Source organism: Pseudomonas jinjuensis, assembly GCF_900103845.1.
Lineage (GTDB): Bacteria > Pseudomonadota > Gammaproteobacteria > Pseudomonadales > Pseudomonadaceae > Pseudomonas > Pseudomonas jinjuensis.
Genome location: NZ_FNIJ01000003.1, coordinates 60,892 through 87,281 on the forward strand (window position 1 = coordinate 60,892; position 26,390 = coordinate 87,281).

Sequence of the window (26,390 nt, forward strand, 5' to 3'; positions counted from 1 at the left end):
GAGCGGGCCATGCCCGCGACATCGCAATGGGTCGCGGGCATGGCCCGTTCCTACAAATGGCACGCGGCAGAAAGCCTTCAGTCGAGCAGCGCCACCTGCACGTCGCGCGCCCCCTCGTAGGGGTTGCGCCCGTGCCAGACCTGCAGGTTGTCGAGGATCATGATGTCGCCGGGCTGCCAGTCCCAGCAGTAGGTGACTTCGTCGAGGGCCCGCATGAAGACCTCGATCTCCGCCGTTTCCAGTCTCTGGCCATTGCCGAGGTAGGTACCTGACGGATGCTTCTGCGCCTTGCGCACCGCTTCGTGCAGTTCGGCGTTCTCGCCTTCCGGCCGATAGGCATCGTGGAACACGTGCACCAGCGAGCGGTAGAGCTTCCTGCCGGTCCGCGGATGGGTGACGAAGGGTTCGAGCAGGTTGAACACGGTCAGCGTGCCGTTGTCGTTCCACAGCGGCTGCAGTCCGCGCTCGGCGCAGAGCCTTTCCACCTCGTCGGGATCGTCGGTGCCGAAACCGATGTTCCAGCCGATCGTCTCCATGACCTCCACCGAGCGCTCCATGCCGTCGCTCTTCGCGCCGTAGTTGCGGGTCAGGCGCACGCCCAGGCGTTCGATCTTCTCCACCAGTTCCGCCGGCAATGCATCGACCAGGTTGCGCACGTCGCCGATCACGGTTTCGCCGCCACGGGTGGCCGGCTGGCGGCAGAAGAAGGCGATGCGCTTCGGATAGTCGCGCATGTAGGCCATCTCCGAATGCAGCGGCAGCTTCACCGGCGCCGCCAGGCGGGTCGCTTCCATCACCCGCCCGCTGATCTGCGTGCGCGGCGCCACGCCGCCGGCATAGCCGGTCTCGAAGGTCGGGAAGAGTTCCACCAGGCGGGCGAAGTCGGCGGTTTCCCGGGTCGGGAAGCCGCGCAGGACGACGCCGCCGTGCTCGACGATCAATTGGTCCAGCAGCGGCCGGCAACGTTCCGCCCAGGCCCGGAAGCGCTGCGCATCCTGCAGCGCCGCACCGCGCGGCTGGATGAACAGCGGCGGCCTGCCGGGACGCAGGACGTGGCACTGCACGTCCGCGCCCAGCTCCGCCGCCTCAACGGGCCAGATACCCGGGTTCATGTCGTTCATACGCTGTCTCCTTGTTGTTCTTGTCGGACTGTATGGGGAAATCAGTTGCGGAAGGACGGATCGCTGCGATCCAGTTCGCGCAGCACCGCGGCCCACTCCTGGCGGCCGCGGTTCTTCAGTTGGCCGAACAGCGACTTGCTGGTTTCCAGCGCCTCGCGGCTCGGCATGATCAGCTCGCCGGCGGCCATGGCGTCGACCTGGATGCGGCAGGCGCATTCCAGCCAGTAGATGTTGAAGAAGGCCTCGGCGGCGGTGGCGCCGCACACCATCAGGCCGTGGTTGCGCATGATCAGCGCGTCGTGGCTGCCGAGGTCGGCGAGCAGCCGCTCCTGCTGGGCGAGGTCCACCACCGGGCCGGTGAAGTCGTGGTAGCCGACCCGGTCGTGGAACATGTGCGAATGCTGGGAGATCGGCAGCAGCCCGCAGGCCATGGCGGATACCGCCGAGCCGGCGCGCGAATGGGTGTGCAGGACGACATGCGCATCCGGACGGGCGGCGTGCACCGCGGTGTGGATGACGTAGGCGGCGGGATTGATGCTGAAGCCGTCGTCGGGCTTGTACAGCAGGGTGCCGTCGAGGTGGATCTTGTACAGGCCGGAAGCGGTGATTTCCTTGTACAGCATGCCGAACGGGTTGAGCAGGATGTGCTCGGGTTCGCCCGGTACCCGCGCGGTGATGTGGTTGTAGATCAGGTCGGTCATGCCGTACGCGTAGATCGCGCGGTACAGCGCGGCCAGTTCGACGCGCATCTCCCATTCGGCCTGGGAAATCTCGCCCTCGACCACCTTCGTCTCGATCCGATGCATCTTCGCCATCATTTCTCTTCTCCTTGGAATATCCGTGCCCAGTTATAGAGAAATGCCACGGCGATCGACGATGACCTGAACGGCCAATTCGGTTGACAGTTTTGGTCATGCCTTCCTAGATTCGGAACTTTCGTCCCAGCCAGATGACCCCGCGTAATGGACAACGCCAGCGTCTCGATGCACTACGTCCGTGCCATCGCCGCCCTCCTGCTCGAACGCTCCATCGATCCCGCCCCGCTGCTCGACAGCCTGGGCATCGATGCCGGGCAGCTCCACCACGCATGCGCGCGCATGCCGACGACCAGCTTCGTCGCCCTGTGGGACCAGGCCTCGCGACTGCTCGATGACGAGTTCATGGGCCAGGACAGGCGGCGCATGAAGATCGGCAGCAGCGAGATGCTCTGCCACCTGCTGATCCACTGCGCCACCCTCGGCGAGGCGCTGCAGCGCATGGCGCAGTTCTTCAACCTGCAGCTGGACGACTTCCATTGCGTGCTGGAAAGCGACGGCCCGCATGCGCGCCTGATCGTCACCGAGCGCCCCGGCGCGCGGACACCGCGCGTGCTCGGCCATGAGGTCCTGCTGCTGCGCCAGTACGCCATCGCCTGCTGGCTGGCGGGGCGGCGCATCGCGCTGCTCGGCGTCGGCTTCGCCCATGCCCACGCGGAGTATCAGGAGGAATACGAGCTGCTGTTCGACGCCGACTTCCACTTCGCCCAGCCGTATTCCTCGCTGACCTTCGAAGCCGCCTGCCTGCAGCTGCCGGTGGTGCAGAACAGCCTGACGCTGGACGCCTTCCTGCACGACATGTTCGACCTGACGCTGCACCGCTACAGCAATGGCAGCGGCCTCGCGGCGCGCATCCGGCGCAGGCTGCGCACCCTGCCCTACGACCAGTGGCCAGGCTTCGCCTGCGTGGCGCAGCGCCTCAACGTCAGCCAGTCGACCCTGCGCCGACGGCTGGAGAAGGAGGGGCAATCGTTCCAGGCGATCAAGGACGACTTGCGCAAGGATCTCGCCATCGAACAGCTCGGCTGCTCGACCCGCAGCGTCGGCGAGATCGCCGCGCAGCTCGGCTTCGCCGAACCCAGCGTGTTCCACCGCGCCTTCCGCAAATGGACCGGCACCTCGCCCGGGGAATACCGGCGGCGGTTGCAGGACGATCGAGACTGACGCAGGGCGGGTGCAACCCGCCGGGGGATGTCGCATCAGGGCGGCGGGGTTCACCCGCCCTACGGTGGAACGCACGGAACTCGCCTTGCGGCAAGCACTCTGAGGGGGACGCAAATACCCCAGGAGCAATCATGCGTTTCCGCAGTACCGCGATCACCCTCGCCCTCGCCGCCACTCCCTTCGCTTCGGCACTGGCCGAAGACGCCGGCTTCTGGCGTGGCCTCCTCTCCACCGGAGCGACCAGCGCCACCAGCTATCTCACCAGCCGCAACGACCACAAGCTGGTCGGCGCGGTGCAGGACGACGCCAGCAGCTACGTCGCCAGCGCCGGCGCAATCCGCGGGCCGTACCTGGAAGCCGCGCTGCAGCGACTGCGCGCCGACGACCCGCGGCTGGCCGGGGTCAGCGACCTGCAGCTGGCCAGCGCGATCCTCGCCGGCAGCGCCGAGTAAGGCTGCCATCCGGCGGTTTCTCTGAACCGCGCGGCAACTCCGGGAATCCCAATCCATGAAACGGGTATTCCCAGGAGTTGCCGATGCGAATCCACAAACTAGCCGCCACCCTCACCCTGCTCGCCCTGCCTGTCGGCGCGGCCATGGCCGACAGCTTCTGGCGCGACATCATCTCCTCCGGCGCCACCACCGCGTCGACCTACCTGACCTTCAAGCACGATGACAAGCTGCTGCTGGCCGCCCGCGACGACGCCGCCGGCTACGTCGCCAGCGACGGCGCCATCCGCGGCCCCTACTTGGAGTCCGCGCTGCAGAAGCTGCGCGCCGAGCATCCGGACCTGCAGCAGCGCAGCGACATGGAACTGGCCAACGCCATCCTCTCCGGGGATGGTCGCGGCGATGAGCACTGAGCCCCGCCGGCGCTGTCCCTGGCGAATGCCGCGGGCAGCGCCCGGGTTGTGGGGTTATGCTGCGCGGGAAGCCCACCCGCAGACACGGAGCGTCACGACATGCCTGACCTCATCCCGCCGCTGAGAATCGTGCTGGTCCTGCTCATCGCCAGCGAATCCTTCTGGTTCGCCAACCGCCTGTGCCGGGCGGTTGGCTTCGAACTCTCCTCGCTGATCCCGCCGCCGCTGTTCAACCTGATCGGGATGCTCAGCAGCGTGTTGCTGATCCTGCTGTTCTTCTTCCTGTTCCGGCTGGTGGGAAGGCTGAAACAGTAGGATGGGTGGAGCGCAGCGATACCCATGCCGCATGGGTTTCGCAGGCTCAACCCATCCTACGGGGGCTTCTTCCTGTTCCGGCTGGTGGGGCGGTTGAAACTGTAGGAGCGCGCCATGCGCGCGACAACGCGGCCGGTCGCGGGCATGGCCCGCTCCTACAGAAGCTGCTATCTCGTTGCCATCGTTCCCACGCCCCCGCGTGGGAACCATGTGAATATCCCGGAGCAATGAAAAAGGCCGCCCGCAGGCGGCCTCTCCCATCACTCACGCGGTCACTCGCGATAGTCGTCCACCGGCACGCAGGCGCAGAACAGGTTGCGGTCGCCGTAGACGTTGTCCACGCGGTTCACCGCCGGCCAGTACTTGAAGGCGCGGGTGTGTTCGGTCGGGGCCACCGCCTCGGCGATCTCGTACGGGCGCTGCCACAGGCCGGTGACGTCGGCCAGGGTGTGCGGCGCGCGCTTGAGCGGGTTGTCCTCGGCCGGCCAGTCGCCGTTCTCCACCTTGGCGATCTCGGCGCGGATACTCAGCATCGCCTCGATGAAGCGGTCCAGCTCGTGCTTGGATTCGCTCTCGGTCGGCTCGACCATCAGCGTGCCGGGCACCGGGAAGGACATGGTCGGGGCGTGGAAGCCGTAGTCCATCAGGCGCTTGGCCACGTCTTCCTCGCTGATCCCGGTCTGCGCCTTGAGCGGGCGCAGGTCGAGGATGCACTCGTGGGCGACGCGCTCGTTGCGGCCGCGATAGAGCACCGGGAAGGCCCCTTCCAGCCTGTGCGCCACGTAGTTGGCGTTGAGGATCGCCACTTCGGTGGCGTCGGCCAGCTGCGGGCCCATCATGGCGATGTACATCCAGCTGATCGGCAGGATGCTCGCGCTGCCCCAGGGCGCCGCGCTCACTGCGCCGTTCAGCGGGTTCGGACCTTCGATGCGCACCACCGGGTGGTTGGCGACGAAGGGCGCCAGGTGCTTCTTCACGCCGATCGGGCCCATGCCCGGGCCGCCGCCGCCGTGGGGGATGCAGAAGGTCTTGTGCAGGTTCATGTGCGACACGTCGGCGCCGATGTCCGCCGGGCGCGCCAGGCCGACCTGGGCGTTGAGGTTGGCGCCGTCCATGTACACCTGGCCGCCGTGGCTGTGGATGACTTCGCAGATGTCGCGGATGCCTTCCTCGTACACGCCGTGGGTCGAGGGGTAGGTGATCATCAGGCAGGACAGCTGGTCACCGGCTTCCTCGGCCTTGGCCTTGAGGTCGTCGAGGTCGACGTTGCCCTGCTTGTCGCACTCGACGATGACCACGCGCATGCTCGCCATGATCGCCGAGGCCGGGTTGGTGCCGTGGGCCGAGGCGGGGATCAGGCAGATGTTGCGCTGGGTGTCGCCGCGGCTCTCGTGGTACCTGCGGATCGCCAGCAGGCCGGCGTACTCGCCCTGGGCGCCGGAGTTCGGCTGCATGCAGATGGCGTCGAAGCCGGTGATCGCGCACAGCCAGCTTTCCAGCTCGTTGATCATCAGCCGGTAGCCCTCGGCCTGCTCGCGCGGCACGAAGGGGTGCAGGTTGGCGAATTCCGGCCAGGTGATCGGGATCATCTCGCTGGTGGCGTTGAGCTTCATGGTGCAGGAGCCGAGCGGGATCATCGCCTGGTTCAGCGCCAGGTCCTTGCCTTCGAGCTGGCGCAGGTAGCGCAGCATCTCGGTTTCGCTGTGGTGGCGGTTGAACACCGGGTGGCTCAGGTAGCCGGAGCTGCGCTGCAGTTCGGCCGGGATGCCTTCGGCGACCGCGTTGGCGTCCAGGCGCTCGACTTCCAGGTCGTGGCCGGCGCCGAGAACGATATCGAACAGGCTGGCGACGGTTTCCGCGCTGCTGGTCTCGTCCAGGCTGATGCCCAGGCGGTCCTCGCCGACGATGCGCAGGTTGTAGCGGGCGGCGCGGGCGCGTTCGAGGATCTCGGCCTGCTGCGCGCCGACGTCCAGGGTCAGGGTGTCGAAGAAGTGCTGGTTGACCCGCTTCACGCCCTTGGACTCCAGGCCGGAGGCGAGGACGGCGGTCAGCCGGTGTACGCGCTGGGCGATGCGCTTGAGGCCCTGCGGGCCGTGGTAGACGGCGTACAGGCTGGCGATGTTGGCCAGCAGCACCTGCGAGGTGCAGACGTTGGAGTTGGCCTTCTCGCGGCGGATGTGCTGTTCGCGGGTCTGCAGCGCCATGCGCAGCGCGGTGTTGCCGCGGGCGTCCTTGGATACGCCGATGATGCGGCCGGGCATGGCGCGCTTGAATTCGTCGCGGCAGGCGAAGAAGGCCGCGTGCGGGCCGCCGTAGCCCATCGGCACGCCGAAGCGCTGGGCGCTGCCGAGCACCACGTCGGCGCCCAGCTCGCCCGGCGGGGTGAGCAGCAGCAGGCTGAGCAGGTCGGCGGCGACGCAGGCGATGGCCTGACGGGCGTGCAGGTCGGCGATCAGGCCGCGCAGGTCGCGGATCTCGCCGCGGGTGTCCGGGTACTGCAGCAGCGCGCCGAACACCTCGTGCCTGCCGAGGTTTTCCAGTTCGTCCACCACCACTTCGAAGCCGAAGGCGTCGGCGCGGGTCTGCACCACGGAGATGGTCTGCGGATGGCAGTTGGCGTCGACGAAGAACAGGTTGCTCCTCGCCTTCGCCACGCGCTTGGCCAGGGCCATGGCTTCGGCGGCGGCGGTGGCTTCGTCGAGCAGCGAGGCGCTGGCCAGGTCGAGGCCGGTGAGGTCGATGGTCAGCTGCTGGAAGTTCAGCAGCGCCTCCAGGCGGCCCTGGGCGATTTCCGGCTGGTAGGGGGTGTAGGCGGTGTACCAGCCCGGGTTCTCCAGCACGTTGCGCAGGATGACGGTGGGGGTGATGGTGCCGTGGTAGCCGGTGCCGATCAGGCTGGTCCAGAGCTGGTTCTGCTGCGCATACCCCTTCAGCTTGGCCAGCGCGGCCTGCTCGTCGAGCGCGGCGGGCAGGTCCAGCGGGCGGTTCAGGCCGATCGCCGGCGGGACGGTCTGGACGATCAGCTCATCGCGGCTGGCGACGCCGAGCGCTTCGAGCATCTCGCGCTGCTCGGCCTCGTCGGGGCCGAGGTGGCGGCTGAGGAAGGCGTCGGGCTGGTGCAACTGGGAAAGCGAAGGCGTATGCGACATGGTATCTGTCTCGGACGTGGAGCCACCCCAGGGGGGGAACGGCTTCGAAAGGCTCATCTACAAGGCGTGGATGATGAAAAACAAGGCCCCGACGAATCGAGGCCTTGTTAAGGATAGCGGACGATCAGGCGTCGGCGTCGCAGGCGGCGCGGTAGCCATCGGCGTCGAGCAGCTTGTCCAGCTCGGCGGCGTCGGCCGGCTTCAGCTTGAAGAACCAGGAGCCGTACGGATCGCTGTTGATGTTCTCCGGGGTGTCGGCCAGGGCTTCGTTGATCGCGATGACTTCGCCGGAAACCGGCGCGTAGATGTCGGAAGCGGCCTTCACCGACTCCACCACACCAGCTTCCTGGCCGGCGGCGAGGCTCTTGCCGAGTTCCGGCAGCTCGACGAAGACCACGTCGCCCAGGGCTTCCTGGGCATGGTCGGAGATGCCCACGGTGACGCTACCGTCGGCTTCCAGGCGCGCCCACTCGTGGCTGGCGGCGTAACGCAGATCTGCGGGGACATTGCTCATGTTGTTTTTCCTCGAGGACTGGTCGACGGCGACGGCGAGTCGCCTATGCAATTTAGATCAGGGCCTTGCCGTGACGCACGAAATTCGGCCGAACGACACGAACCGGGTACCACTTGCCGCGAATTTCCACCTCGGCGCGGTCGCCGGTGGCGCGCGGAACGCGGGCCAGGGCGATGGACTTGCCGAGGGTCGGGGAGAAGCTGCCGCTGGTGATCTCGCCTTCGCCGACGCCGGCGACGCGCACCACCTGGTGGGCGCGCAGCACGCCGCGCTCTTCCAGCACCAGGCCGACCAGCTTCGGCTGGTCGCCGGCGGCCTTCTGCGCTTCCAGCGCCTTGCGGCCGACGAAGTCGCGCCCGGCCGGTTCCCAGGCGATGGTCCAGCCCATGTTGGCGGCCAGCGGGGAGATGGTCTCGTCCATGTCCTGGCCGTACAGGTTCATGCCGGCCTCCAGGCGCAGGGTGTCGCGCGCGCCGAGGCCGGCGGGGACGATGCCGGCGCCGACCAGGTCGTTGAGGAAGCCCGGCGCTTCGGAAGCCGGCAGCATGATTTCCAGGCCGTCCTCGCCGGTGTAGCCGGTGCGGGCGATGAACCAGTCGCCATCGGCCACGCCCTGGAACGGCTGGAGGTCGTTGATCAGCGCGGCGCGGGCCGGAGTCACCAGTTCGGCGGTGCGGGCGCGGGCATTGGGACCCTGGATGGCCAGCATGGCCAGGTCGGAGCGCTCGCCGAGGGTGACCTCGAAGCCTTCGGTGTGGGCCTGCATCCAGGCCATGTCCTTGTCGCGGGTGGAGGCGTTGACCACCACGCGATAGCCGTAGAGGCCCAGGTAGACGATCAGGTCGTCGACCACCCCGCCGTTGTCGTTGAGCATGCCGCTGTACAGCGCCTTGCCGGGCTCCTTCAGGCGCTCGACGTCGTTGGCCAGCAGACGCTGCAGGTATTCCTTGGCCTGCGGCCCGGTGACGTCGACCACGGTCATGTGGGAAACGTCGAACACGCCGCAGTCGCGGCGTACCTGGTGGTGCTCCTCGACCTGCGATCCGTAGTGCAGGGGCATGTCCCAGCCACCGAAATCGACGATCTTGGCGCCAAGTGCAACATGCAGGTCATAGAGCGGGGTGCGCTGTCCCATGGGTGGTCTCCTTCCGGGCGTGGCGGTGCGGGACACGAGTGCGGCCCCGCACGAATCGCGCGCATTGTAGCCGCAAGGCAGCACTTCGGACACCTCGTCCGACAGTCGAATCGACAGGCCCGGCTGGCACTCCGCCAGCCGGCCTCCGGGGCCCGTCAGGCGGCCTGGTGCGCGGAGCGGCGGATCAGCAGGATCACCGGGAACAGGCCGACCAGCACCAGGCTCAACGCCGGCAGCGCGGCGCGCGCCCACTCGCCCTCGCTGGTCATCTCGAACACCCGCACGGCCAGGGTATCCCAGCCGAACGGACGCATCAGCAGGGTCGCCGGCATCTCCTTGAGCACGTCGACGAACACCAGCAGCGCCGCGCTCAGTGCGCCGGGCAGCAGCAGCGGCAGGTAGACGCGGAAGAACAGCGGCGTGCCGGCGACGCCGAGGCTGCGCGAGGCCTCCGCCAGCGACGGACGGATGCGCGCCAGGCCGCTTTCCAGCGGGCCGTAGGCCACCGCCATGAAGCGGATCAGGTAGGCCAGCAGCAGCGCCAGCAGGCTGCCCAGCAGCAGCGGCTTGCCGGCGCCACCGAGGGCGGTGGACAGCGGGATCACCCAGTGATTGTCCAGCCAGCTGAAGGCCAGCATGATCGACACCGCCAGCACCGAACCGGGCAGCGCGTAGCCGAGATTGGCCAGGCCGACCGCCGAACGCACCGGGGCGGTTGGCGCCAGCCGGCGGGCGAAGGCCAGCAGCAGCGCCAGCGCCACCGTGACCAGCGCGGCCAGGCCGCCGAGGTAGATGCTGTGCAGGATCAGCCCGACATAGCGCTCGTCGAGGTCGAAGCGGCCGCGCTGCCAGCACCAGACCAGCAGTTGCATGAGCGGCACGACGAAGGCGCAGAGGAACACCAGCCCGCACCAGGCGCTCGCCGCCAGCGCCTTGAAACCGCGCAGGTGGTACAGCGCCGCGCCGCGCGGACGCTCGCTGGGCGCGGCGGCGCGGCCACGGGTGTAGCGCTCGCCGAGCAGCACCAGGACCACCCCGAGCAACAGCAGGCTGGCCAGCTGGGTGGCGCTGGAGAGGCTGAAGAAGCCGTACCAGGTCTTGTAGATGGCGGTGGTGAAGGTATCGAAGTTGAACACCGCGACGGCGCCGAAGTCCGCCAGCGTCTCCATCAGCGCCAGCGCCAGGCCGGCGCCGATCGCCGGCCGCGCCATCGGCAGGGCGACCCGCCAGAACGCAGCCCAGGGCGACAGCCCGAGCACCCGCGCGGCTTCCATCAGGCCCTTGCCCTGGGCGACGAAGGCGGTGCGCGCGAGCAGGTAGACGTAGGGGTAGAAGACCAGCACCAGGACGATGATCACCCCGCCGGTGGAGCGCACCCGCGGCAGGCGGAAGCCGCTGCCGAACCACTCGCGCAGCAGCGTCTGCAGCGGCCCGGCGAAGTCCAGCAGGCCGACGAAGACGAACGCCAGCACGTAGGCCGGGATGGCGAACGGCAGCATCAGCGCCCAGTCCAGCCAGCGCCGCCCGGGGAATTCGCAGAGGCTGGTGAGCCAGGCGAGGCTGACGCCGAGCAGGGTCACGCCGATGCCGACGCCGAACACCAGCATCGCCGTGTTGCCGAGCAGGCGCGGCATCTGCGTGTCCCACAGGTGCCGCCAGATTTCCCCGTCGATCTCCGCCCAGCTCAGCGCCAGCACGCTGAGCGGCAGCAGCACCAGTGCGGCGATGGCGAAAGCGATGGGATACCAGCGACGGGGAGCGGGATGGGACACGAAAACCTCATGTTCGGAAAACACTGCGCCCCGGATCGGGCCGGGGCGCTTTCGTTGAAGGCTCTTCGCAGGAGCGAGCTTGCTCGCGAACCGGGACACATCCCATGAAATTCGCGAGCAAGCTCGCTCCTACAGGGAAAGCGGCCCCGCCGCCATCAGTTCCAGCCGGCGCGATCCATCAGCTTGATCGCTTCGGCCTGGCGCTTGCCCGCGACCTCGACCGGAATGCTGTCGGCCTTGAACGAACCCCAGGCGGCGACTTCTTCGGACGGCGCGATCTTCGGATTGGCCGGGAATTCCTGGTTGAGGCTGGCGAACAGACCCTGGGCGTCGGGGCCGGTCATCCACTCGACCAGCTTCTTCGCCGCTTCCGGGTGCGGAGCATACTTGGTCAGGCCGATGCCCGACAGGTTGACGTGCACGCCACGGTCGGACTGGTTCGGCCAGAACAGCTTGACCTTAAGGTCCGGGTTCGCCTTGTGCAGGCGGCCGTAGTAGTAGGTGTTGACCAGGCCGACGTCGCACTGCCCGGCCTGGATCGCCTGGAGCAGCGCGGTGTCGTCGGAGAACACGTCGGTAGCCAGGTTGTTCACCCAGCCCTTGACGATTTCCTCGGTCTTCGCCTCGCCGTGGGTCTCGATCAGGGTGGCGGTGAGCGACTGGTTGTAGACCTTCTTCGCCGTGCGCAGGCACAGGCGGCCTTCCCACTTCTTGTCGGCCAGCGCTTCGTAGGTGGTCAGCTCTTCCGGCTTCACCCGCTCGGTGGAATAGGCGATGGTCCGCGCGCGCAGCGACAGGCCGGTCCAGCTGTCGGTGCTGGAGCGGTACTGCGCGGGGATGTTGGCGTCCAGCACCGGCGAGTCGAACGGCTGCAGGATGCCCATCTGCTCGGCCTGCCAGAGGTTGCCGGCATCCACGGTGAGCAGCAGGTCGGCCGGGGTGTTGGCGCCTTCGGCCTTGATCCGCTGCATGAGCGGGGCTTCCTTGTCGGTGATGAACTTCACCGCGACGCCGGTCTTGGCGGTGTAGGCGTCGAACACCGGCTTGATCAGCTCGTCGATGCGCGAGGAGTAGACCACCACCTCGTCGGCGGCCTGAACGGTACTGGCCAGTGCGGAGAACGTGAGAGCGGCGAGAAGACCCCTGCGTATCGACATGATGGCGATCCTTGGCTGATTTAAATGGAGCGAATGATAAGGAATAGCATTTACTGCCGGTTCGTGCAGTTGTGTCGAGGTATTTCATGGGATGTTTCTGCGCGGCCATGGTGGATCGGTGGAGCATGAGCCGCCCGCTTTTGTAGGAGCGAGCTTGCTCGCGATCCGTTGTTACTCCTGGCGATGTGGTGCCGGTCGAAACCATGGATCGCCAGCAAGCTGGCTCCTGCGAAGAGCGGCGATGGCGCCAGCGATCCACCCGTTGGCGGACCGCGGAGAGTTACACCCGCGCCAGCTCCGGCAGATCCCCGGACAGCCCCAGCGCCTGGCGCACGAACACGCCCTTGGCCTCGTGGTGCTGGTCCATCAGGCGCAGGCCGGCGTTGCGCAGCCAGCGCAGCGGCAGCGGATCGGCCTGGAACAGCCGCTCGAAGCCCTCCATCGCCGCCATCATCGCCAGGTTGTGCGGCATGCGCCGGCGCTCGTAGCGGCTCAGCACGCGCTCGTCGGCGATCGGCTCGCCGCGCTCGTAGGCGTGCAGCAGCACCTCGGCGAGGGTCGCGGCGTCGAGGAAGCCGAGGTTGACGCCCTGCCCCGCCAGCGGATGGATGGTGTGCGCGGCGTCGCCGATCAGCGCCAGCCCCGGTTCCACGTAGCGCCTGGCGTGGCGCTGGCGCAGCGGGATGCACAGCCGCGGGTCGGCCTGCTCGATCTCGCCGAGGCGGAATTCGAAGGCATGCCCCAGGGCATCGCGGAATGCCGCGTCGTCCAGCGCCATCAGCTTTTCCGCCTGTTCCGGCGTGGTCGACCAGACGATCGAGCACCAGCGCGAATCGCCTTCGAGGCTCAGCGGCAGGAAGGCCAGCGGGCCGTCGTCGGTGAAGCGCTGCCAGGCGGTGGCCAGGTGCGGCCGGGCGCAGCGCACGCTGGTGACGATGGCGTGGTGCATATAGTCCCACTCGCGGGTGGCGCAGCCGGCCAGGCGGCGCACCGCGGAATTGGCGCCGTCGGCGGCAATCACCAGCGGCGCGCGGATTTCGCGGCCGTCGGCGAGGGTCAGCAGCCAGTCGTCGCCGGAGTGGCGCAGCTGCTCCAGGCGCGCGCCGGGCACCAGGCCGATGGTGGACTGGTGCAGGCGCTCCAGCAGCGCGTCCTGCACCACACGGTTCTCGACGATGTGGCCGAGCACCTCGGCGTGCACGCTGGCCGCGCTGAAATGGATCTGTCCGGTGCCGGAGCCGTCCCATACCTGCATCTCGCGGTAGGGTTCGCTGCGCCGGGCGAGGATGCCGTCCCACGCATGCAGGCGCTGGAGGATGCGCCGGCTGGCCTCGGACAGCGCGCTGACGCGGGGCTCGAAGGCCGCCGCGGAATCGAACGGCCTGACCCCGAGCGGCGAGCCGTCCACCAGCAGGATCTCCAGGCCGCTGCCTTCGAGGGCCAGCGCCAGGGCGCTGCCGACCATTCCCGCACCGACTATCACCAGATCCGCGTGCATCTCGCTTCCTTATGCAGCCCGTGCCCGGGGCTTCAGCCGAACGTAGAGAGTCTTCTGCACCCGCGCCACCAGGGTGCCCTCGCCGTCGCGCACTTCCGCGTGCAGCTTCGGCAGGTACTTGTCGCCGCCGGCGGTCTGCGCGCGGATGTCGTCCAGCAGGCGCTGGTCGATGTGGAAGTCCGCGTACACCGGCCCCTTGCCGGGGCTGACGAATTCGATGTTGGCGGCCTTGTCCCAGACGATGTAGTCGCGCCCGAGGTTGTGCATCAGCATGAGCATGAAGAAGGGGTCGGTCATGCTGTACAGGCTGCCGCCGAACTGGGTGCCGACGTAGTTGCGGTTGAGCCGGCTCAGCACCATCTTCACCCGCACCTCGCGGAAGTCCGGGGCGATGTGGCGCACCCGCACCCCGGCGCCGAGGTACGGCGGGTAGAGATTCAGGACGAAGCGGAGCAGGCGGGCCTTGCGGGCCAGTTTGCGTGCGGACATGCGGGACCTATACCGGACGGGCGCCCAGCCCCATGGCCTGGCGGGCGAACCAGCGCTTGGCCGGCGGCAGCAGGTCGAGGCCGATCAGCCCCAGGTTGCGGCCGGCGACCAGCAGCGGCTGGGCGTTGGAGAACAGGCGGGTGACGCGATCGGAGAAGCCGACGGTCATCTGCTGGTCGAGGCGCTGGCCTTCGAGGTAGCGCTGCAGCACGGCGAAATCGCCGGGCGGCGCCTCTTCCTGCAGCAGCCGGTCGCCCAGCGCCTGGGCATCGCGCAGGGACAGGTTGAAGCCCTGTCCGGCGATCGGATGCAGGCTGTGGGCGGCGTTGCCGAGCACCGCGAGATGCGGGCGGATCTGCTCCTCGGACTCCGCCAGGCTGAGCGGATAGGTGTAGCGCGCGCCGACCTGGCGGAACGCGCCCAGGCGGTAGCCGAAGACATCCTGCAGCTCGCGGAGGAATTCCGTATCGGACAGCTGGCGCAGGCGTTCGGCGTCCTTCGACGGGCGCGTCCAGACCAGCGCGCAGCGGTTCTCCGGCAACGGCAGCAGGGCCATCGGCCCGTGTTCGGTGAAGCGTTCGAAGGCCTGGCCGCGATGGGCTTCCGACGGCGTGAGGTTGGCGATCAGCGCGGTCTGCCCGTAGGGCGCCACGTGCACGCCGATGCCGAGCTGCTCGCGCAGGCCGGAGCGGCCGCCGTCGGCGAGGATGGCGAGGTCGCAGTCGACCTGGCTGTCGTCGTCCAGGGTCAGCCGGTAGCCGTCGCCCAGCGCCTGCATGCGGCGCACCTCGGCGGGGCAGCGCCAGGTCACCAGTTCCGCATCGAGCGCGTGCCACAGGCACTGGCCGAGCCAGGCGTTCTCCACCACGTAGCCCAGCGCCGGCACGCCCTCTTCCATCGCGGTGAGGCGCGCGGAGCCGAAGCGGCCGCGGTCGGACACGTGGATCTGGGTGATCGGCTCGGCGTGGCGCATGACCTGCTGCCAGATGCCGAGGCGCTCGTAGATCTGCCGGCTGCCGTAGGACAGCGCGGTGGAGCGGGCGTCGTAGCTCGGCTGGTAGCTGTCGCCCGGGGCGAACGGCTCGACCAGCAGGATCTTCCAGCCACGCTCGCGGGCGCGGGACTGCAGCAGCAGCGCCAGGCTGGCGCCGACCAGGCCGCCGCCGACGATGGCGATCTGCGGACGCTGCATCTCAGGCGGCCCGTGCCCTGGCCGCGGCCATCAGTGCCTCGATCTCGGCGACGGTCTTCGGCACGCCATTGGTGAGCACCTCGCAGCCGCTCCTGGTCACCACCACGTCGTCCTCGATGCGCACGCCGATGCCGCGCCATTTCTTCGCCACGCTGGTGTTGTCCGGGGCGATGTAGATGCCCGGCTCGACGGTCATCGACATGCCCGGTTCGAGCACGCGCCATTCGCCGCCGACCTTGTATTCGCCGACGTCGTGCACGTCCATGCCCAGCCAGTGGCCGGCGCGGTGCATGTAGAAGGCCTTGTAGGCTTCGCTGGCGATCAGCTCGTCGACCTCGCCGCTGAGCAGGCCGAGCTTCACCAGGCCGGCGGTGATCACCCGCACGGTGGCTTCGTGGGCCTCGTTCCAGTGGCGGCCGGGGGCGATGTAGTCGAAGGCGGCCATGTTGGCTTCCAGCACCAGTTCGTAGATCGCCTTCTGCTCGGGGCTGAAGGTGCCGTTGGCCGGGAAGGTGCGGGTGATGTCGCTGGCGTAGCAGTCGATCTCGCAGCCGGCGTCGATCAGGATCAGGTCGCCGTCCCTGATCTGCGCGTCGTTCTCGCGGTAGTGCAGGATGCAGGCGTTGCGCCCGGTGGCGACGATCGAGCCGTAGGCCGGCATCTTCGCCCCGCCCTTGCGGAACTCGTATTCCAGCTCGGCTTCCAGGTGGTATTCGAACAGCCCCGGACGGCACGCCTGCATGGCGCGCACGTGGGCGCCGGAGGAGACTTCCGCGGCGTAGCGCATCACCTTCACTTCGGCGGCGCTCTTGTACAGGCGCAGGTCGTGCAGCAGGTGGTCGAGGGCGACGAACTCGTTCGGCGGCTGCGCACCCTGGCGCGCCTTGGAGCGGATCACGTTGATCCAGTCCATCAGCCGGCGGTCGAACTCGGGGTTGGCGCCGAGGGCGTAGTAGACGCGCTCGCGGCCCTCGATCAGACCGGGGAGGATGTCGTCGATGTCGCCGATGGGGAAGGCGTCGTCGGCGCCGAAGTCCTTGATCGCGCCGTCCTGGCCGGCGCGCAGGCCGTCCCACAGCTCACGCTCGGGATCGCGCTCGCGGCAGAACAGCACATACTCGCCATGCTCGCGGCCGGGGATCAGGGCCATCACCGCTTCCGGCTCGGGGAAGCCGGTGAGGTACTGGAAGTCGCTGTCCTGGCGGTAGACGTGCTCGACATCGCGGTTGCGGATGTACATCGGCGCGGCCGGCAGGATGGCGATGCTGTCGGGCACCATCTGCTCCATCAGCGCCTTGCGCCGACGGGCATATTCCGACTTGGGGATGCGGATCATGCAGGAACCTCAGTGCAGTGAAGGCTTCGGGGCCGGCGCGGCGGGCTTGCCGAACTCGGCGAACAGCAGCAGCGGAGCGACCCGCAGGTATTCCTGGACTTCCATGTAGTCGGTCTCGCCGTCCTCGGACTCGTCCAGCTGGCCCTGGACCTGGGCGATGGCGGCGATGTCCTGGAGCACCTCGTCGGCCTCGTCGGACAGGCTCGCCTGGCGCAGGGTCAGGCCGAAGCCGGCGAGGAAGCCCTGGCACCACTGGCCGAGGGCCGCGGCGCGCTCGGCCAGCGGCGCATCGTCGCTGGGCAGCAGCAGGAGCACGGCCATCTCGCCGGCGGCGAAGTCCTGCTCGACCATGCCGAGCAGCCCGCCCAGCGCGGCGCCGAGGCGCTCGTCGGGCTCGCCGCCGAGCAGTTCGGCGGCGGCCTGCTGCCATTCGGCCTGGTCGAAACCGGAGCCGGCGCAGACACGTCCGAGCAGGTGGCCGTGCAGCTCGGCGGGGGAAATCGGCAGGGGCGCCTCGGCGAGCAGGGCGGCGAAAGCGGTGTAGGCAGAGCTTGGAGAGGACATGGCGGAACCCGAAATAGACGGCAGGCCGGTGGAACAACCTGCTAGGCGCCATACCGGCGCTGCGAATAGAATGTGCCGAGTATCCTAGCATCGCCGGGCGCGGCAAGACCATGCGGGGCCGCCGCGTTGACCCCCTGCCCGGCCGGACCTATAAGTTCCGTTTACCCCATTGCCAAGCGAGGGCCCATGGACGACGCCGACCTGCACGCGCTGATCGCCAAGTTCGACCAGCTCCTCCAGCGCCTGGAGCAGCTCAGGGCGGAGAACCGGATGCTGCGGGCAAATGAACGGAACTGGCGCGAAGAGCGCGCGCATCTGATCGAAAAGAACGAATTGGCACGGCACAAGGTCGAAGCGATGATTTTGCGTCTGAAAGCCCTGGAGCAGGACTCATGAGCCAGTCGAACACCATCAACGTGCAGATTCTCGACAAGGAATACTGCATCACCTGTCCCGCCGAGGAGCGCGTCAACCTGGAAAGCGCCGCGCGCTATCTGGATGGCAAGATGCGCGAGATCCGTTCCAGCGGGAAAGTCATCGGCGCCGATCGCGTGGCGGTGATGGCCGCCCTGAACATCACCCACGACCTGCTGCACAAGCAGGCGCGCCTGGACAACGACGGCAGTTCCACCCGCGAGCGCGTGCGCGAACTGCTGGAGCGCGTCGACCGCGCCCTTAGCACCGATTCGCCGACAGGGGAAGACTGACCCTGCTTCCGGGCGTGGGGTATAATCGGCCCCGCTCCCTGGTGTGTTGGCCAGTCGGTGATGTCCCTGAGCCGATAACTGCAACAACGGAGGTTGCCAGTTGGGCTGGTGTGCATGTCCGCACGACGGAAAGCCTTAAAGCCTACTGCAACCGCCACCTTGAACTTTCGGGTTCAAGGGCTAACCCGACAGCGGCATCTCCGGGGAGCTTCATTTCCTTCATGATCCAGTCCCAAGACCTGTCCCGCGCCGCCCTGCGCCGCCTCCTGCGCGAGGCCCGCCGCGCGCTCACCCCGCACCAGCAACGCGCCGCCGCCCTAGCGCTGTACCGGCAGATGGCCCAGCACCCGCTGTTCCGCCGCGCCCGGCATATCGCCCTGTACCTGCCCAACGACGGCGAGATCGACCCGCGCCCGCTGCTGCGTGCCGCGCAGAAACGCGGCAAGGCCACCTACCTGCCGGTGCTCAGCCGCTGGCCGCAGACGCACATGACCTTCCAGCGCGTCGGCGATGGCGAGCGCTGGAAGCGCAACCGCTACAACATCCACGAACCCTTGCCGGACCGCGGCCGCCAGCGCAAGCCCTGGGCGCTGGACCTGCTGCTGGTACCACTGGTCGGATTCGACGAACGGGGTGGCCGGCTGGGAATGGGCAAGGGCTTCTACGACCGCACCCTGGCGTACCTGGACAGGCGCAGGAATTGGCAGAAACCGACGCTTCTGGGCCTGGCCCATGAGTGTCAGAAGGTGGATCGGCTGGAGATGGCCAGCTGGGACGTGCCGATGCAGGCGACGGTGACGGATGCGGGCTGGTACGGCGAACTCGCCCCGGCGCCGCAACCCGCGCGGCGCCGGATGGAGTGAATCAGGGCTGCTGCGAGTAGTGGGCCGGCAGCTCGGGCTGACGATCCCACAGACTCTGGGTGTAACCGGTGGTGACGACACCCAGACCGAAGATGATCACCAGTACCCACAACAAGTCAGGCTTGCGTTTCATCGATTGCCTCCCCCTTCCAGGCAAACTGTGCACGATGATGGCCGGCGGTTGGTTTTTATGTCCGTCCGGCGTACCAGGCTACGAAGCGGCGGCATTCTCCGACAATGGATGGCGTCCCGCAATTTGCAGAGCCGACCGGTCGTCGGAGTGTGTCACCATTGAAACAGCGGCAAAAACGGAGGCAAGGATCATGCCGTACTGGTTGATGAAATCGGAGCCCGACGAACTGTCCATCCACGACCTGCAGCGGCTGGGCAAGGCCCGCTGGGACGGGGTGCGCAACTACCAGGCGCGCAACTTCATGCGCAGCATGGCGCCTGGCGAGCTGTTCTTCTTCTATCACTCCAGCTGCCCGCAACCGGGCGTCGCCGGCATCGCCCGCATCGACGGCGAAGCCTACCCCGACCCCACCGCCCTCGACCCGCAGAGCCCCTACCACGATCCCAAGGCCAGCGCCGAGAAGAACCCCTGGAGCGCGCGCGACGTGAGCTTCGTCGAGGCCTTCCGCGAAGTGCTGCCGCTGGCGACGATCCGCGCCGCCGCCGGGCTCGACGAACTGGCGCTGGTGCAGCGCGGCAGCCGCCTGTCGGTGATGCCGGTGAGCGAGGAGCAGTGGCAGATCATTCTGGGGTTGGCCAGGCGCAACAAGACCGCGTAGGGCCATTCGCGAGCAAGCTCGCTCCTACAAAAAGCCCGCCCAGGCTGTAGGAGCAACTGTCTTGGTATCTCAGCGCATTTTTGTTCGCGAGCAAGCTCGCTCCTACGGGTGAAGCTTGGCCCCGCCCTACGTCCAACCGTTATTTCAGTGCGCGCGGGTAAACCTGTAGGAGCGGGCCATGCCCGCGACCTTCCGCCCCTACGCCATCTGCCCGATCGTCCTGCGGAAGCGCCATAGCGCCGCGCCGAAGAACGCCGCGCCGATCCCGGCGAGCGCCAGGAACTGCGGCCAGACGATCGCCAGCCCCGCGCCCCGATAGAGGATCGCCTGGGCCAGGCTGACGAAGTGGGTGGTCGGCGCCGCCAGCATGATCTGCTGCACCAGCTCCGGCATGCTCTCCCGCGGCGTGGTGCCGCCGGAGAGGATCTGCAGCGGCAGCAGCACCAGGATGGTCAGCAGGCCGAGCTGCGGCATCGAGCGCGCCACGGTGCCGAGGAAGATGCCCATTGAGGTGGTGGCGAACAGGTGCAGCGCGGCGCCGAGCAGGAACAGCGCCAGCGAGCCGCCGAGCGGCACGGCCAGCCAGCCCTGCACCACCAGGACGAGCGAAATCGCCGCCGCCACCAGCACCACCGCGCCCATCGACCAGACCTTGGCCAGCATGATCTCGAATGCCGACAGCGGCATCACCAGCAGGTGCTCCACCGTACCGTGCTCGCGCTCGCGGATCAGCGCGGCGCCGGTGAGGATGATCGACAGCATGGTGATCTGGTTGATCACCTCCATCACCGCGCCGAACCAGGCCTGGGTCAGGTTCGGGTTGAACTGCATGCGCACGTCCAGCCCGACCGGCATGCCCGGCTCCGCGCGATAGCGGCTGACGAACTCGCGCACCTCGGTGGCGACGATGTTCTGGATGTAGCCGGCGCCGGAGAACGCCTGGGCGGTCTGGGTGGCGTCGACGTTGACCTGGATCGCCGGCTGCCTGCCGGCCAGCACGTCGCGCTGGAAGTCCGGCGGGATGTCCAGGGTGAAGGTGTACAGGCCGGTGTCCAGGCCACGGTCCATCTGCGCCTGGTCGATCATCGCCGGCAGGCGGAAGTACGGCGGCTGGAAGGCGTTGACGATGCGCGTGGAAAGCTGCGACTGGTCCTCGTCGACCACCGCGATCGGCGCGTGGTGCAGGGTTTCCGGCAGGCCGGTGGCGGAACTGTAGATGCCCAGGGTGAAGGCCCAGAGGATCAGCGCCAGCATCGCGTAGTCGCGGCCGAGGCTGCGGAATTCCTTGATGCCGAGGTGCAGGATGTTCAGCAGGCGGCGCACGGCTCAGTCCTCCTGCTTCTTCAGGAAGCGCACGCTGAGCGCCAGCAGCAGCGGGATGGCGAGCAGCAGCGGCAGGTAGTAGCCCCACAGGTCGGCGAAGCCCAGCGCCTTGGAGAAGGCGCCGCGGCTGATCACCAGGAAGTGCGCGGTCGGATAGATTTCGCCGATCCAGGCGCCGGCGCCCTCCAGCGAGGACACCGGGTGGATCAGCCCGGAGAACTGGGTCGCCGGGATCATGGTGGCGATGGCCACGCCGAACACCGCGGCGATCTGGCTGCGCATGAAGGTCGACAGAAACAGGCCCATGCCGGTGCTGCAGGACACGTAGAGCAGCGCGCCGAGCAGCAGCGCCGGGAAGCTGCCCTTGAGCGGCACGCCGAAGGCGAACACCGCCAGCGCCACCATCAGCAGGAAGTTGACCATGCCCATCGCCACGTAGGGCAGCTGCTTGCCGAGGAGGAACTCCAGGCGCGTCACCGGCGTGACGTAGAGGTTGGTGATCGAGCCCAGCTCCTTCTCGCGCACCACGCCGAGGGCGGTGAGCATCGCCGGGATCATGATCAGCAGCAGCGGGATCACCGCCGGCACCATGGCCTTCAGGCTCTCCACGTCGGGGTTGTAGCGGTAGCGCAGTTCGATGGCGGACGGCGCGCCGGCCGTGTCGTAGGGAGCCTGCCGGGCCATCTCGGCGAGGTACTGGTTGTGGATGCCCTGCACGTAGCCGAGCACGGTGTTGGCGCGGGTCGGCATGGCGCCGTCGATCCACACGCCGACGGACGGCGCCGCGCCGCGCTTGAGGTCGCGGCCGAAGCCCGGCGGGATCTCGATGGCCAGGCTCAGCTCGCCGCTGCGCATGCGCCGGTCCAGCTCGGCGTAGTCGTGGATCGGCGCGCGCTCGATGAAGTAGCGCGAGCCGGCGATGTTCAGCGCGTAGGCCTGGCTGGTGGTGGTCTGGTCGCGGTCGAGCACGGCGAAGGACAGGTCCTCGACGTCCATGTTGATGCCATAGCCGATGATGAACATCAGCAGCACCGTGCCGAGCAGCGCCAGGGTCAGGCGGATCGGGTCGCGGCGCAGCTCCATGGCTTCGCGCCGCGCGTAGCTGAGCATGCGCAGCGGGCTGAAGTCCGAGCGCCGCGGACGGCGCTGCGCATCCTCGGCGAGCGTGGGTGCGGCGGGAGTCTCGCTCTCTGGCGCGGCGCCGGCTTCGCTGGCCTCCCGCAGCCAGGCGATGAAGGCCGCCTCCAGGCTGCCCAGGCCGCGCTGCGCAGTCAGCTCATCCGGCGTGCCGCTGGCCAGCACGCGGCCGGCGTGCATCAGCGAGATGCGGTCGCAGCGCTGCGCCTCGTTCATGAAGTGGGTGGAGATGAAGATGGTCACGCCGTCGTTGCGCGACAGCTCCACCATCAGTTCCCAGAAACCGTCGCGGGCCACCGGGTCGACGCCGGAGGTCGGCTCGTCGAGTATGAGGATTTCCGGCCTGTGGATAACCGCGACGGCCAGCGACAGGCGCTGACGGATGCCCAGCGGCAGGCGGCCGGGCAGTTCGTCGCGGACGTTCTCGAGGCCGAAGCGGCGGAGCATCTCCTCCACCCGCGGGCCGATTTCCTCTGCCGGCAGGTGGAACAGCCGGGCGTGCAGGTCGAGGTTCTGCAGCACCGTCAGCTCGCTGTACAGGGAGAACGCCTGGGACATGTAGCCGACCCGCCGGCGCGTCTGCATGTCATGGGCGTCCACCGCCTGGCCGAACAGCGCGCAGCTGCCCTCGCTGGCCGGCAGCAGGCCGGTGAGCATCTTCATGGTGGTGGACTTGCCGCAGCCGTTGGAGCCGAGGAAGCCGAAGATTTCCCCGCGCTCGATGCGGAAGCTGACGTGGTCCACCGCGACGAAATCGCCGAAGCGGCAGGTCAGGTCGTGGGCCTCGATGGCGATGCCGTCGCTCTGCGTGCGCGGCGGAATCTGCAGTTCGTGGTGGCCGCTGCGCTTGCCCTCGGGCAGCAGCGCGATGAACGCCGCCTCCAGCGATTGCGTGCCGGTGCGCTGGCGCAGCTCGGCCGGCGTGCCGGTGGCGAGCACTCTGCCCTCGTCCATCGCCACCAGCCAGTCGAAGCGCTCGGCCTCGTCCATGTAGGCGGTCGCCACCAGTACGCTCATGCCCGGATGGCCGGCGCGGATGCGTTCGATCAGCTCCCAGAACTGGCTGCGCGACAGCGGATCGACGCCGGTGGTGGGCTCGTCGAGGATCAGCAGGTCGGGATCGTGGATCAGCGCGCAGCACAGCCCGAGCTTCTGCTTCATGCCGCCGGACAGCTTGCCCGCCGGCCGCTCGGCGAAGGGCGCGAGGCCGGTGCTGTGCAGCAGGTCGGCGATGCGCCGCTCGCGCTCGGCCTTCTGGTGGCCGAACAGGCGGCCGAAGAAGTCGACGTTCTCGAACACCGACAGCGTCGGGTAGAGATTCTTGCCCAGCCCCTGCGGCATGTAGGCGATGCGCGGGCAGACCCGGCGGCGGTGCGCCGGGCTGCGCATGTCGCCGCCGAGCACGGCGATCTCGCCGTCCTGCAGCTTCCGCGCGCCGGCCAGCAGCGCCAGCAGGCTGGACTTGCCGACGCCGTCCGGACCGATCAGCCCGACCATGCGCCCGGCGGGAATCTCCAGGCTGACCTCGTCGACGGCGCGCGTCGCGCCGTAGCGCAGCGAGACGCCGGACAGGCGCGCCACGCTGTCGGCCGCGGCGTTCATTCAGGAACCCTGATCTGCAGGTCGGCCGGCCATTCGGCCTGAGGATCGAGACGCAGGTAGGCCATCCCCGGCACGCCGGTCTTCACGTAGCTGATGTGCCTGCGCAGCAGCTCCGGATCGAGGCGCGCCTTGACCCGGAACATCAGCTTCTCGCGCTCGCTGGCGGTCTCCACGGTCTTCGGGGTGAACTGCGCGACGCTGGCGACGTAGGACAGCTTCGCCGGGATCACGTACTGCGGCGCCGCGTCGATCACCAGGCGGACTTCCTGGCCCAGCTGCAACAGCCCGGCCTGGGGCGCCGGCAGGAAGAAGGTCATGTAGACGTCGCCGAGGTCGACCATGTTGAGCAGCTTGCCGCCCGCCGCCAGCACCTCGCCGGGCTGCGCCACGCGGTACTGCACGCGGCCGTCGCGGGGCGCCTTGAGCAGGCTGTCGTCGATGTCCGCCTGCAGCCGCGCGACGCTGGCGGTGGCAGCCTCGATGGCCGACTGGGTCTCGATCACCTGGGAACGCGCCGCCTCGATGCCGGCCTGCGCCGAGAGCACCTGCGAGCGCGACGCGGCCAGCGCCGCCTGGGCGCTCTGCAGCACCGCGCGGTCGTCGTCGAGCTGCTGTTGCGGCAGGGCGTTGCGTCTGACCAGCGCTTCGGTGCGGGTGAAGCGTTTCTGTGCCGCCGTCAGTTCGGCCTGACGCTGATTGACCACCGCGCTGGCGGTGGCCTGTTCGCTTTCCCGCTGCGCCACCAGCGCGGCGGCGGTGCGCTTGGCGTTCTGCGCCTGGCGCACCTGCGCCTCGGCCTGCGCCAGCTGAGCCTGGAGTACCTGGGTGTCCATGCGCGCGACCACCTGGCCGGTCTTCACGAAGTCGCCCTCGTCGACCAGGATTTCCGCGACACGTCCGGGCAGCTTGGTCGCCACGTCGACCTCGGTGGCCTCGATGCGGCCGTTGCCGCTGGCGAAGCCATCGCCCAGCCCGTCCGGCCTGAATGCCTGCCAGGCGAGTGCGGCGACCGCGGCGAGCGCCACGACGATCACGCCACGCCATAGCCAGCGCCGAGCATTCCCCTTCATCGACCTTCCTCCTCTGTGGTGCCGAAAAGCTTCGGCGCTGGGCAGGAAAGCGGGCTTGATTCAGGTCAGAGCAACCGGGAAATGTCCTACAACCACCTCAGAACGCAGCGATTTCCCTGGATGCCCGGGTCAGGGCTGGACGATCAGGTTGTTGAACAGCAGATCATCCACCAGCGGCTTGCCCTCTTCCGCACTGAGCGCCGCGCGCACCTGCTTGAGCGCGTCCTGGCGCAGCTTTTCCTTGCCTTCGGGATTGCCCAGGGTCTCGTCGGTCTGCTGGGCGAACAGCATGATCAGCTGGTTGCGGATCAGCGGCTCGTGGCGCAGGACCTTGCTCTCCGCATCCTTGCCGATGACCTTCAGGGCGATGTCGGCCTTGTAGTACTTCAGGCGCGGACCGCTGCCATAGTTGCCCACCAGCGCCGGAGCGATGTCGACGAACACCGGCTTGTTCGCCTCGTCCGCCGGTTTCTCCGAGGCCAGGGCGAAGGAACTGCACGACAGGGCCAGCAGCAGGGCGGGGATGATTCTCAAGGCGACGTCTCCGGACAGGGGTGGCCGCAAGCATAGCCAGACTCGCGCCCCGGCCCAAGCTATGCGCCGTCATAAATGGCGGAGATGCCGCTAGGCCCGCCCGGAGGCGCCCCTTAGACTGCCTTGATCCCAAGAAGGAGCGTTCCCGATGAAAGCCTTGTTGTGCAAAGCCTTCGGCCCCGCCGATACCCTGGTTCTCGAGGAAGTCGCCAGCCCGCAGCCGAAAGGCCACGAAGTCCTCATCGACGTGCATGCCGCCGGGGTCAATTTCCCCGACACCCTGATCATCCAGGGCAAGTACCAGTTCAAGCCACCCTTCCCCTTCTCGCCCGGCGGCGAGGCGGCCGGCGTGGTGGCGGCGGTGGGTGAGCAGGTCAGCCACCTGAAGCCCGGCGACCGGGTGATGGCGCTGACCGGCCACGGCAGCTTCGCCGAGCAGGTGGCGGTCACCGCGCACAATGCGCTGCCGATTCCCGCGGGCATGGACTTCACCACCGCCGCGGCCTTCGGCATGACCTACGGCACCTCCATGCACGCGCTGAAGCAGCGCGGCAACCTGCAGCCGGGCGAGACCCTGCTGGTGCTCGGCGCCTCCGGCGGCGTCGGCCTGGCCGCGGTGGAAATCGGCAAGGCCATGGGCGCCCGGGTGATCGCCGCGGCGAGCACCGACGCCAAGCTGGAAGTCGCCCGCGCCGCCGGCGCCGACGAGCTGCTCAACTACAGCGAGGGCAGCCTGAAGGACAAGCTCAAGGAGATCACCGGCGGCAAGGGCGTCGACGTGATCTACGACCCGGTCGGCGGCGCGCTGTTCGAGGACGCCTTCCGCTCGCTGGCGTGGAACGGCCGCATGCTGGTGATCGGCTTCGCCAGCGGCAGCATCCCCTCGCTGCCGGCGAACCTGCCGCTGCTCAAGGGCGCCGCGCTGGTCGGCGTGTTCTGGGGCGCCTTCACCAGGAACCAGCCGCAGGACAACCTGGCGAACTTCCAGCAGCTGTTCCGCTGGTTCGGCGAAGGCAAGCTGAAGCCGCTGGTTTCCCAGACCTTTCCGCTGGAAAGGGCCGGCGAGGCGATCGATCACCTGGGCCAGCGCAAGGCGATCGGCAAGGTAGTGGTCAAGGTACGCTGAACCTACGACCGGGAAGATCGCCTGCAATGGGCGATCTTCCCGGCGGATCATCTCCGGAATACTTCTGCAAGTTCACAACTGTTTCATATCCGCAACAACAATTACTGCGAAAGGAAATATCCATTAGCAGTATTCGATCGAACAGCCCCGGCAA

Annotated in this window: 26 protein-coding genes and 1 other RNA gene; 10 read left to right on the forward strand and 17 right to left on the reverse strand. The window is 68.1% G+C overall.

Annotated elements, in window-relative coordinates; genetic code table 11:
- Window positions 1–77: 77 nt before the first annotated feature.
- Window positions 78–1,121, reverse strand: a complete 1,044-nt coding sequence (locus BLR75_RS04760) for a TauD/TfdA family dioxygenase (protein ID WP_084313875.1) — start codon at window positions 1,119–1,121, stop codon at window positions 78–80.
- A gap of 41 nt (window positions 1,122–1,162) precedes the next feature.
- Complete coding sequence (locus BLR75_RS04765; protein ID WP_217633572.1) at window positions 1,163–1,936, reverse strand: class II aldolase/adducin family protein; 774 nt, start codon at window positions 1,934–1,936, stop codon at window positions 1,163–1,165.
- A gap of 147 nt (window positions 1,937–2,083) precedes the next feature.
- Here BLR75_RS04765 and BLR75_RS04770 point away from each other — a divergent pair, with 147 nt between their 5' ends.
- The 4 genes from BLR75_RS04770 (at window position 2,084) to BLR75_RS04785 (ending at window position 4,277) form a co-directional block, all read left to right on the forward strand.
- Complete coding sequence (locus BLR75_RS04770) at window positions 2,084–3,100, forward strand: AraC family transcriptional regulator (RefSeq protein ID WP_084313874.1); 1,017 nt, start codon at window positions 2,084–2,086, stop codon at window positions 3,098–3,100.
- Window positions 3,101–3,228: 128 nt separating this feature from the next.
- Entirely contained in the window at window positions 3,229–3,552 is a 324-nt protein-coding gene (locus BLR75_RS04775; protein WP_371858141.1) for a DUF2388 domain-containing protein, read from the forward strand.
- Between the two features lie 83 nt (window positions 3,553–3,635).
- On the forward strand, window positions 3,636–3,962 hold the full coding sequence (locus BLR75_RS04780) for a DUF2388 domain-containing protein (RefSeq protein WP_084313872.1): 327 nt from the start codon (window positions 3,636–3,638) through the stop codon (window positions 3,960–3,962).
- A gap of 99 nt (window positions 3,963–4,061) precedes the next feature.
- On the forward strand, window positions 4,062–4,277 hold the full coding sequence (locus tag BLR75_RS04785) for a hypothetical protein (protein ID WP_084313871.1): 216 nt from the start codon (window positions 4,062–4,064) through the stop codon (window positions 4,275–4,277).
- Window positions 4,278–4,549: 272 nt separating this feature from the next.
- Here the strand turns inward: BLR75_RS04785 and gcvP are convergent, their stop codons facing one another.
- The 10 genes from gcvP to BLR75_RS04835 form a co-directional block, all read right to left on the reverse strand.
- Complete coding sequence (gcvP, locus tag BLR75_RS04790; protein WP_084313870.1) at window positions 4,550–7,426, reverse strand: aminomethyl-transferring glycine dehydrogenase; 2,877 nt, start codon at window positions 7,424–7,426, stop codon at window positions 4,550–4,552.
- Between the two features lie 124 nt (window positions 7,427–7,550).
- A complete protein-coding gene (gene gcvH, locus BLR75_RS04795) occupies window positions 7,551–7,940 on the reverse strand; it encodes a glycine cleavage system protein GcvH (protein ID WP_084313869.1) in 390 nt (129 codons plus the stop codon).
- A 52-nt stretch (window positions 7,941–7,992) separates the two neighbouring features.
- The gene (gene gcvT, locus BLR75_RS04800; protein WP_084313868.1) at window positions 7,993–9,075 is read right to left on the reverse strand and encodes a glycine cleavage system aminomethyltransferase GcvT; all 1,083 of its coding nucleotides are present in this window, start codon (window positions 9,073–9,075) and stop codon (window positions 7,993–7,995) included.
- A gap of 155 nt (window positions 9,076–9,230) precedes the next feature.
- Window positions 9,231–10,847, reverse strand: a complete 1,617-nt coding sequence (locus tag BLR75_RS04805; RefSeq protein ID WP_084313932.1) for an ABC transporter permease — start codon at window positions 10,845–10,847, stop codon at window positions 9,231–9,233.
- A gap of 155 nt (window positions 10,848–11,002) precedes the next feature.
- On the reverse strand, window positions 11,003–12,004 hold the full coding sequence (locus tag BLR75_RS04810) for an extracellular solute-binding protein (RefSeq protein ID WP_084313867.1): 1,002 nt from the start codon (window positions 12,002–12,004) through the stop codon (window positions 11,003–11,005).
- A gap of 280 nt (window positions 12,005–12,284) precedes the next feature.
- Window positions 12,285–13,502: a 2-octaprenyl-3-methyl-6-methoxy-1,4-benzoquinol hydroxylase gene (locus BLR75_RS04815; protein WP_084313866.1), complete on the reverse strand. Its 1,218-nt coding sequence runs from the start codon at window positions 13,500–13,502 to the stop codon at window positions 12,285–12,287.
- Between the two features lie 9 nt (window positions 13,503–13,511).
- Window positions 13,512–13,991, reverse strand: a complete 480-nt coding sequence (locus BLR75_RS04820; protein ID WP_084313865.1) for a DUF4442 domain-containing protein — start codon at window positions 13,989–13,991, stop codon at window positions 13,512–13,514.
- Between the two features lie 7 nt (window positions 13,992–13,998).
- Window positions 13,999–15,183: a 2-octaprenyl-6-methoxyphenyl hydroxylase gene (gene ubiH / locus BLR75_RS04825; protein ID WP_084313864.1), complete on the reverse strand. Its 1,185-nt coding sequence runs from the start codon at window positions 15,181–15,183 to the stop codon at window positions 13,999–14,001.
- Between the two features lies 1 nt (window position 15,184).
- On the reverse strand, window positions 15,185–16,519 hold the full coding sequence (gene pepP / locus BLR75_RS04830) for a Xaa-Pro aminopeptidase (protein WP_084313863.1): 1,335 nt from the start codon (window positions 16,517–16,519) through the stop codon (window positions 15,185–15,187).
- A 9-nt stretch (window positions 16,520–16,528) separates the two neighbouring features.
- On the reverse strand, window positions 16,529–17,083 hold the full coding sequence (locus BLR75_RS04835; RefSeq protein ID WP_084313862.1) for a UPF0149 family protein: 555 nt from the start codon (window positions 17,081–17,083) through the stop codon (window positions 16,529–16,531).
- A gap of 186 nt (window positions 17,084–17,269) precedes the next feature.
- Between BLR75_RS04835 and BLR75_RS04840 the strand changes: the two genes are divergently transcribed.
- The 4 genes from BLR75_RS04840 to BLR75_RS04855 all read left to right on the forward strand — a co-directional run bounded on the left by BLR75_RS04840 (window position 17,270) and on the right by BLR75_RS04855 (window position 18,653).
- Window positions 17,270–17,479: a TIGR02449 family protein gene (locus BLR75_RS04840; RefSeq protein ID WP_084313861.1), complete on the forward strand. Its 210-nt coding sequence runs from the start codon at window positions 17,270–17,272 to the stop codon at window positions 17,477–17,479.
- The gene (locus BLR75_RS04845) at window positions 17,476–17,790 is read left to right on the forward strand and encodes a cell division protein ZapA (protein WP_084313860.1); all 315 of its coding nucleotides are present in this window, start codon (window positions 17,476–17,478) and stop codon (window positions 17,788–17,790) included. Before BLR75_RS04840 ends, BLR75_RS04845 begins: the two co-directional genes overlap by 4 nt.
- Window positions 17,791–17,822: 32 nt before the next feature.
- Window positions 17,823–18,001: non-coding RNA, 6S RNA (ssrS, locus tag BLR75_RS04850), on the forward strand.
- A gap of 10 nt (window positions 18,002–18,011) precedes the next feature.
- On the forward strand, window positions 18,012–18,653 hold the full coding sequence (locus BLR75_RS04855; protein WP_084313859.1) for a 5-formyltetrahydrofolate cyclo-ligase: 642 nt from the start codon (window positions 18,012–18,014) through the stop codon (window positions 18,651–18,653).
- Between the two features lies 1 nt (window position 18,654).
- On the opposite strand, the gene BLR75_RS27165 is transcribed toward BLR75_RS04855, so the two are convergent.
- The gene (locus BLR75_RS27165) at window positions 18,655–18,786 is read right to left on the reverse strand and encodes a hypothetical protein (protein WP_255312819.1); all 132 of its coding nucleotides are present in this window, start codon (window positions 18,784–18,786) and stop codon (window positions 18,655–18,657) included.
- Between the two features lie 190 nt (window positions 18,787–18,976).
- On the opposite strand from BLR75_RS27165, the gene BLR75_RS04860 reads away from it, so the two are divergent.
- Window positions 18,977–19,444 (forward strand): EVE domain-containing protein, encoded by a 468-nt coding sequence (locus BLR75_RS04860; RefSeq protein ID WP_084313858.1) that lies wholly within the window; start codon window positions 18,977–18,979, stop codon window positions 19,442–19,444.
- A gap of 198 nt (window positions 19,445–19,642) precedes the next feature.
- On the opposite strand, the gene BLR75_RS04865 is transcribed toward BLR75_RS04860, so the two are convergent.
- From BLR75_RS04865 to BLR75_RS04880, 4 genes are all read right to left on the reverse strand, one after another.
- Complete coding sequence (locus BLR75_RS04865; protein ID WP_084313857.1) at window positions 19,643–20,767, reverse strand: ABC transporter permease; 1,125 nt, start codon at window positions 20,765–20,767, stop codon at window positions 19,643–19,645.
- 3 nt (window positions 20,768–20,770) lie between these two features.
- On the reverse strand, window positions 20,771–23,506 hold the full coding sequence (rbbA, locus tag BLR75_RS04870; protein ID WP_084313856.1) for a ribosome-associated ATPase/putative transporter RbbA: 2,736 nt from the start codon (window positions 23,504–23,506) through the stop codon (window positions 20,771–20,773).
- Complete coding sequence (locus BLR75_RS04875; RefSeq protein WP_084313855.1) at window positions 23,503–24,576, reverse strand: HlyD family secretion protein; 1,074 nt, start codon at window positions 24,574–24,576, stop codon at window positions 23,503–23,505. The genes rbbA and BLR75_RS04875 overlap by 4 nt, the downstream gene beginning before the upstream one ends.
- Before the next feature lie 129 nt (window positions 24,577–24,705).
- Window positions 24,706–25,110: a flagellar basal body-associated FliL family protein gene (locus tag BLR75_RS04880; protein ID WP_084313854.1), complete on the reverse strand. Its 405-nt coding sequence runs from the start codon at window positions 25,108–25,110 to the stop codon at window positions 24,706–24,708.
- Window positions 25,111–25,258: 148 nt separating this feature from the next.
- On the opposite strand from BLR75_RS04880, the gene BLR75_RS04885 reads away from it, so the two are divergent.
- A complete protein-coding gene (locus tag BLR75_RS04885; RefSeq protein WP_084313853.1) occupies window positions 25,259–26,236 on the forward strand; it encodes an NADPH:quinone oxidoreductase family protein in 978 nt (325 codons plus the stop codon).
- Window positions 26,237–26,390 lie beyond the last annotated feature (154 nt).

Bases quoted from the DNA above. Each gene is read 5' to 3' on its own strand.
- BLR75_RS04770 (WP_084313874.1), top strand. From the start codon at position 2,084: ATGGACAACGCCAGCGTCTCGATGCACTACGTCCGTGCCATCGCCGCC.
- rbbA (WP_084313856.1), bottom strand. From the start codon at position 23,506: ATGAACGCCGCGGCCGACAGCGTGGCGCGCCTGTCCGGCGTCTCGCTG.
- pepP (WP_084313863.1), bottom strand. From the start codon at position 16,519: ATGATCCGCATCCCCAAGTCGGAATATGCCCGTCGGCGCAAGGCGCTG.
- gcvT (WP_084313868.1), bottom strand. From the start codon at position 9,075: ATGGGACAGCGCACCCCGCTCTATGACCTGCATGTTGCACTTGGCGCC.
- BLR75_RS04855 (WP_084313859.1), top strand. From the start codon at position 18,012: ATGATCCAGTCCCAAGACCTGTCCCGCGCCGCCCTGCGCCGCCTCCTG.
- BLR75_RS04845 (WP_084313860.1), top strand. From the start codon at position 17,476: ATGAGCCAGTCGAACACCATCAACGTGCAGATTCTCGACAAGGAATAC.
- gcvP (WP_084313870.1), bottom strand. From the start codon at position 7,426: ATGTCGCATACGCCTTCGCTTTCCCAGTTGCACCAGCCCGACGCCTTC.
- BLR75_RS04835 (WP_084313862.1), bottom strand. From the start codon at position 17,083: ATGTCCTCTCCAAGCTCTGCCTACACCGCTTTCGCCGCCCTGCTCGCC.
- BLR75_RS04820 (WP_084313865.1), bottom strand. From the start codon at position 13,991: ATGTCCGCACGCAAACTGGCCCGCAAGGCCCGCCTGCTCCGCTTCGTC.
- BLR75_RS04810 (WP_084313867.1), bottom strand. From the start codon at position 12,004: ATGTCGATACGCAGGGGTCTTCTCGCCGCTCTCACGTTCTCCGCACTG.
- BLR75_RS04785 (WP_084313871.1), top strand. From the start codon at position 4,062: ATGCCTGACCTCATCCCGCCGCTGAGAATCGTGCTGGTCCTGCTCATC.
- BLR75_RS04875 (WP_084313855.1), bottom strand. From the start codon at position 24,576: ATGAAGGGGAATGCTCGGCGCTGGCTATGGCGTGGCGTGATCGTCGTG.
- BLR75_RS04860 (WP_084313858.1), top strand. From the start codon at position 18,977: ATGCCGTACTGGTTGATGAAATCGGAGCCCGACGAACTGTCCATCCAC.
- gcvH (WP_084313869.1), bottom strand. From the start codon at position 7,940: ATGAGCAATGTCCCCGCAGATCTGCGTTACGCCGCCAGCCACGAGTGG.
- BLR75_RS04840 (WP_084313861.1), top strand. From the start codon at position 17,270: ATGGACGACGCCGACCTGCACGCGCTGATCGCCAAGTTCGACCAGCTC.
- BLR75_RS04760 (WP_084313875.1), bottom strand. From the start codon at position 1,121: ATGAACGACATGAACCCGGGTATCTGGCCCGTTGAGGCGGCGGAGCTG.
- ubiH (WP_084313864.1), bottom strand. From the start codon at position 15,183: ATGCAGCGTCCGCAGATCGCCATCGTCGGCGGCGGCCTGGTCGGCGCC.
- BLR75_RS04780 (WP_084313872.1), top strand. From the start codon at position 3,636: ATGCGAATCCACAAACTAGCCGCCACCCTCACCCTGCTCGCCCTGCCT.
- BLR75_RS27165 (WP_255312819.1), bottom strand. From the start codon at position 18,786: ATGAAACGCAAGCCTGACTTGTTGTGGGTACTGGTGATCATCTTCGGT.
- BLR75_RS04815 (WP_084313866.1), bottom strand. From the start codon at position 13,502: ATGCACGCGGATCTGGTGATAGTCGGTGCGGGAATGGTCGGCAGCGCC.
- BLR75_RS04885 (WP_084313853.1), top strand. From the start codon at position 25,259: ATGAAAGCCTTGTTGTGCAAAGCCTTCGGCCCCGCCGATACCCTGGTT.
- BLR75_RS04765 (WP_217633572.1), bottom strand. From the start codon at position 1,936: ATGGCGAAGATGCATCGGATCGAGACGAAGGTGGTCGAGGGCGAGATT.